This is a genomic window from Pseudarthrobacter albicanus (genome assembly GCF_018224015.1).
In the GTDB taxonomy this organism is placed as follows: domain Bacteria; phylum Actinomycetota; class Actinomycetes; order Actinomycetales; family Micrococcaceae; genus Arthrobacter; species Arthrobacter albicanus.
Window position 1 is genome coordinate 24,607 of sequence record NZ_JAGPOT010000055.1, and the last position, 6,000, is coordinate 30,606.

Annotated in this window: 4 protein-coding genes; 2 read left to right on the forward strand and 2 right to left on the reverse strand. The window is 65.2% G+C overall.

What is annotated here, in order from left to right:
- Nucleotides 1-690: 690 nt before the first annotated feature.
- Nucleotides 691-1,341, reverse strand: a complete 651-nt coding sequence (locus J9611_RS13360) for a helicase associated domain-containing protein (RefSeq protein ID WP_211880824.1) — start codon at nt 1,339-1,341, stop codon at nt 691-693.
- Nucleotides 1,342-1,953: 612 nt separating this feature from the next.
- Nucleotides 1,954-3,126: a hypothetical protein gene (locus J9611_RS13365; protein WP_211880826.1), complete on the reverse strand. Its 1,173-nt coding sequence runs from the start codon at nt 3,124-3,126 to the stop codon at nt 1,954-1,956.
- A 953-nt stretch (nt 3,127-4,079) separates the two neighbouring features.
- Here J9611_RS13365 and J9611_RS13370 point away from each other — a divergent pair.
- Both J9611_RS13370 and J9611_RS13375 read left to right on the forward strand, forming a co-directional pair.
- A complete protein-coding gene (locus J9611_RS13370; RefSeq protein ID WP_211880828.1) occupies nt 4,080-4,682 on the forward strand; it encodes a DNA-binding protein in 603 nt (200 codons plus the stop codon).
- 902 nt (nt 4,683-5,584) lie between these two features.
- A partial coding sequence (locus tag J9611_RS13375; protein WP_211880830.1) for a ParB/RepB/Spo0J family partition protein occupies nt 5,585-6,000 on the forward strand: 416 nt, incomplete at its 3' end.

Genomic DNA, 6,000 nt, shown 5'->3' on the forward strand with positions numbered 1-6,000 from the left:
GACGAGGACAAAGGTTATGAGAACTGACGCATTGACGACGAGCGAGAGTTCCATTTGGTGAGGCAGAAGCATGGTCATGTCCCACCCCGCACTGTCAGCGCGAGTGATGAAATCCGTGTCGATCGGATTCCACAGGATGGCCGCGGCACTTGTTGCCGCCAAGGCGCCGAGGCTGAGGACAAGATGGACGACGGACAGTACCGGTGGCTTTCCAGTGTGATGTGTCGGACGTTGGTCCAAAGCTTTCCCCGTTTTGTTTCGATGATCAGCACCGACAACAACGACGCACCCGCATCTATCACGCGGGGACCAACAAGAACGCCCACAACACACCTTTTATTCGAATATATGTTCGATTCAGTCTAGCTCCTGGGCCCGACAATAGACCTATCGGCCGGCGGGATCGGCCTCCCGGCGGGGCCCGGTTGCACGCCAGTGGGGACAGCTTTGAGCTGTGCGGAGGGCTCCACCTGACCCCCAATGGGCACAACCCGGCCGCACGTCACGCTGTACTGACGGGAAGTCGGGCCGCGGGCCTTTGTCGGGGGTATGAGGAAGCCTCCACGCGAATCAAGGACTCAAACGCGGAGGCTCCGGCTCTCCAAGCTGGGGGGACTGGAGAGCCTCAATAAGTCTACCGGCCTGCGTAACATTCACGACGAGCCTGCGGAAGGTGCGCAGGACCTGCGTTCATCGCCGGGGCGGGCGGCCCCGGGTCCGTCCGGCCCGCCACCCGGGGACGGCGTCATCCAGGAGCCTGACCTTTTCAGGGACGAGGTCGCCGCGGCGGTGTTTGTACCGCTGGGTGTGGATCCACACCCCGAGGGTGTGTTCCCGTTCTGAGGCGTAGTGGTGGTGGCGGGGCCAGTCGTTGCCCTCGGCGCGGAAGTCCGTCAGCTGGGCGAGCCGGTCATGCCACCGGGCTTCATCCGCGGCTGCCCGGGGGTTCCCCGTCCACCCGGGGACGCGGGCGAGGTCGTCACGGTAAGCCGGGGACAAGGTGCCCTCGGCTGCTTCGCGCCGGCGATCCGAGAGCCACCGCGCCATCGACCGTTGACCCTTGTCCTCCGAGCGGTCCCGGGGCAACCGGCCCCCGACCGTGATCCAGGCGATGACCTCTTCCATGCGGGCAAGGTCCGCGGGGGAGGGCCCGGCTTTGGTCACCGTGGCGGCCTGGTGTGCGGGTTCGAGGCCGGGGTCCTGGCGGCGGGCGATGACCAGGTGGTAGCCGACGGTGGCGGGTTCGGCGCGCACGAGATCGGCGATGCGTTGCCGGCTCAGTCCGAGCCGGTACATCAACACCCATTCCGCGTCCGGAGCGCGCCGTAACCGCCTGTCCATGATGGAGCCCATCCTGCCACGGCCTCCCCCGCAAGGGGGGCCAGCAACGTGGATCCCAGCAACGGTGGGGCTATGGGTCCCGCCGCCGGGCCCATGAGCTGCCGGAGGCGGAAAGGGCTGACAAAGCCGTCGAATTCGGCGGCGGTATTGCCAGACAGTAGTAGGAGTAGTCGTTTTGTTACTACTACTCCTACTCACGCTACTCGTTGAGTGTCGCCGTGGCGTTGAGTGTGAAAGAGCGTGTGTTTGCTGCTGCGGAGCAGATCAGTGCCGAGCGCCGGCCTACCGCCGCCCGAACAACACCGTTACCTCGCCCACGCCATCATTACCGCCGGATGGATGCCACCGGCCGCAGAAAGGCCAAGGCTTCGAGGCCCACAGCGGTGACAACGTTGCTGGGGTCACGGACAGCCTTGTCTGGGCCACCCTGAAGCGGCTTTCTAACGCCGGAGTCATCCCTTGACCACCCGGTCAAAGGCGCCGCCGCCTCGGGTCGGTGACGGGTGGGAGCGCGGACTTCCGGCGCCACGGGTAGGAACCGCGAGACAGGGTACCGGAGTACCAGCGCGAGGGGGCTCCGCGTCAACCGCGAAGCCCCTCCCAAACAGCCGACTAGCTCGCGGGCTGCAGATCCTTCGTCAGCGCGTACATGTTCCCGTTGCCGAACGCACCGCCCGCGAAGCCCAGGTTCTTTTGGAACGGGTCGCAAGCGCCGGACATGAACCGCGGCTCACCCTGAGCCGTAAAGGTCCACTTGCCGCCACAGTGGAACGACGGCGTCAACTGCTCATTCTCATGCACCCCAGCGGAGGTATTGATCCTCACGCGGTGAGCCGACGTAGCGAAATTGACGGTCCAAATCTGGTTCCCCGAGTTGACCTGGACGACCGGCGGCGACGTGATCGTCCACTCGGTCTTGTCCGTTTGGACGCCAGGAGAATTGTCTGCGGGGAAGTCTACCGAGGCGAACCCGCACGGGTAACCCTTCACCAGTTCCGGCTTCGTCTCTCCCGTAGCGATGCAGTCGTTCACGTACTTGGTCATCTGAGTTTGCAAGGACGCGCCCACCAGCTGCATGTCGAAGTCGATGAAGTCCTCCGTCACGTCCGTGGCGAAGCTGTCCATTGTGAAGATGAAGTTCTTGTTGGCGCCCGTGTAGGTGAGCGGATACTCAGCTGGGAGCAGCGTGGTCGTCGTACCCGGCTGCAAGACCAGGGACTCGCCCACCTTAGCCGTGTAGTCGAGGGACGCGCGCTTGCCGTTCACGGTCGGGCCAATCTCCTGGATCGGGGTGTCGAGGATGATCGTCTTGGGGTCCTGGATGACCCAGCCGTCCTTGCCGTCGACCAGATGGAAGTCGACAGTGGATTCCTTGCCGCCCAACATGTATGTCGCGCGCACCCCAGCCTTGCCGTCCGTCTCCTGCGGCTTGACGCCGAGGTCCTCGCCTACCTTGATGTCCTGGATGCGGCTCTTGGCCTCGCCGAGGACCTTCGCGGCGGCCAGGTCCAGCCTGGGGGCGGGCTGGGCGTCAAGGTACTGGAGGGCGTCGTCGCCCTTCCCGTCGCTGAGCGCCTTGAGGTAGCTCTTCACGGTTGCCTGGGCGTCCGGCTTCAACGCCAGGGCAGGTGCCCCGGCGTCACCGCCGCCAGCGGTCACGGCGACAATAGCGACGACGATGGCTGCGGCCACGCCGACACCGATGATCGCGAGCTTCTTGCGGGACTTTGGCTTCGGTTCCGGAGCTTGAGTCGTTTCTGCGGGCAGTTCCCCCACTACTGTCATGTGATTCCTGTCTATAAGCCCCCTGTCAGGGAGCTGCTGTGATACCTGGCAGCTTTGGTGCTGCCGTCGCCTCTGCCCTCCAGCCGCGGTCACGAACCAAGATTTCGGCATATGGCGATGCGGTAAATCAGGTGGACGTCCCACCTGGTTGTTCTCGGCGTCATGGATTTTCCTGGGCAGGGACCGGTGGTGGTTTTGGCGTGATTTCTGACCTTTAGTGCTGGTCGGATGGCCTTGGATCCATTTCTCGCGCCCGCACTGTGCGCGGTCGCTAAAGAAAATTTCTCCCGAGACTGACAGTCGGCAGATTCACGCGCAAGGTAAGGGGCCGGGGAACGTTTTCCGAAGTCAGACGGCTATGACTTGTCTCCCGAAGCGTTCGTGATGGTTCCGGATACTCTGTCCCAGATCGGTACTCTGCCGAAGTTCTCATACTTACTGCGAATGGACCCTACTCCTGCTCCACCCTTCGGTCCCTGCCCTGCCGGCAAGTGCGCGTTGTCACCTTCCACAGGTAGCTCACCGCAGGTATGGGGCCGCCCTCCTGCCGTAACAAGACATCCTCATCTGAGGGTTCTCGCAGCCCGCCCGCCCGCAGGCATGTCGGTCCCACATACGAGTACGTCTGTAGCCGACGGTAGCGGGTTCGGCGCGCACGAGATCAGCGATGCGTTGCCGGCTCAGTCCGAGCCGGTACATCAACACCCATTCCGCGTCAGGAGCGCGCCCGTAACCGGCCTGTCCATGATGGAGCCATCCTGCCACGGCCGCTCCCAGGCGGGTGGCGGCGTGGAGGCCAGCCCCGCGGACGCCCGGCTCGCCGCCCCCGAGCTCCCGGGCGGCCGGACAGGCCGAGGGGGCAGGCGAGGTCGACCGCGGTATTGCCATCGAATAGTAGGAGTAGTAGTTTTACTACTACTACTACTACTACTACTACTACTGAGGTTGCCGCCGTGGCGTCGAGTGTGAAAGACCGTGTATTTGCTGCTGCGGAGCAGATCAGCGCCGAGCGCCGGCCTACCGTCTCGACGGTGCGGGCAGCGGCGGGTGTGAGCAACGCCGATGCCACCCGATACCTGAAGGAGTGGGTCGAGGAGAAGCAGGCCGCGGGAGGACAGGTCGCCGCGACGCCGGCAACGGTGCTGGAACAGGCCGCGCGCCTGGCCGGGGCCTGCTGGGCCGAGGCATCCGCCCTGGCGAATGAGCGGCACGCCGCCGCGGAAGCCGTCTGGGCCCAGGAGAAGAAGGACCTGGCGCTGGAGATCTCCGAACTCGTCGCTGACCTGGACAAAGTCACCGCCGAGAAAGACGCCGCCGTCACCGAACTCACCGCCAGGATCACCGCACTGGATACCCAGGCCACGGCGATGAAGGCGCAGCTGGAGCAGGCACGAGCGGCCGAACAGCAGGCCAGCAGCACCGGCGCCGACGCAGCGGCCAGGGTGGCCGCGTCCGAGGCCAGGGCAGAGACCCTGCAAGCGGCGCACGACGCGCTCCTGCAGCGCATCGTGCCGGAAACCCCGGACGAGGACGACCGGGGCCGAACGAAGCAGTAGCGGCGCCACCCTAGATTTGGTCTGCGCGGGAGGGGCCTCTCCTGACGTTCCGGACCGCTTAAAGCCGGCCAGCCGTGTCCAGGGCCAGGTTCGGGCCGGACTCTTAGACCGGCGCGGGGCCAGCCGGCCGCCGAGCGGCTGGGGCCGTGCCGCCACTATCTTGGCGGCTGGGCTTCCGCTGCCGGGAACTCCCGCAGCGTTGCCGCTACCGCCCTGAACGCTGCCGGGTCCTCGGTCCAGGACCGGCCCGGGCGGGTGCAGGCATGGAAATTCGCCAGCTCCGAGGCCTCCGGGGCCGGCCGCAAGCTCAGCCCACGCCTCTTCGAGTTCCATGAGCTCTTCGGCTGTCAGCGGCTCCGCCGCCACCGACCCGCCGCTGCCGGTCGCTTCCTGAAATTACTCCGCAAAACCCCCGCGCTGCCCCTTTGAAAGAAAACACCAGGAGGTCTACCGGGGGAGAAGCACCTGCAACCGGAAGGGCCGTTCCGCCCCTGGCAGGGCCCTGATTTACGCTGCGCTCCAACCAGTTATCGGGCGTCCGCTGGCGCGGCCGGCTGTTGGGTCCAGTGCCTCCGTCGCAGGGCTCCGGATGCCCTGGCCCGTGTCTACGTCTTCGACGTTTTCTGGTTGCTGTCCTCCGGATTCTAGGCGTCCGCTCCACCCCGTCTAGCCCCGGTTCCGCAAGCTCCACCGGGGCCTGCGGTGCAGGAAGTTCCCTCCGGCGCTCCTGCGTCGCTGATTTCCTCCGGGAATTTCCTCCCCCTTGCCCTGCGGGTAGACAGGGCTCCGTCGGCCGCCGAGCAAGCGAGCTTGCCAGCAACCAAAAAACGGGGGGAGAGGGAAGCTGGCCGGTCACCAATGCCGGCCCACCCACCGAAATCCTCTGCAAAAGGAGCAACACCATGAACACCACACCCACCCTCGAAATGCTCGACCCGGCCACCCTGACCGTTGACATCAACGTCCGCAAAGACGCCGCCCTGACAGCCGATTTCATTGCCAGCATCAAGGAACACGGCGTGATGGAACCCGTTATCGCCCACCGCATGGACGACGGGGGCGTGCATGTCCTGATGGGACAGCGCCGCACCCGCGCCGCCCTCGAAGCCGGACGCACCAGCATCCCGGTGATGATCATCGAGTCCCCCGAGGAAGCCGAACGCATCGTGACCCAGGTCGTGGAGAACATCCAGCGCGCCGAACTGACCGAAGCGGACGAAGCCGCCGCCTACCACCAGCTATCGCTGATCGGCGTTTCAGCGGCCGCTATCGCCAAGAAAACCGGGCGCACCAAAACCACCGTGGAAGGGGCACTGAA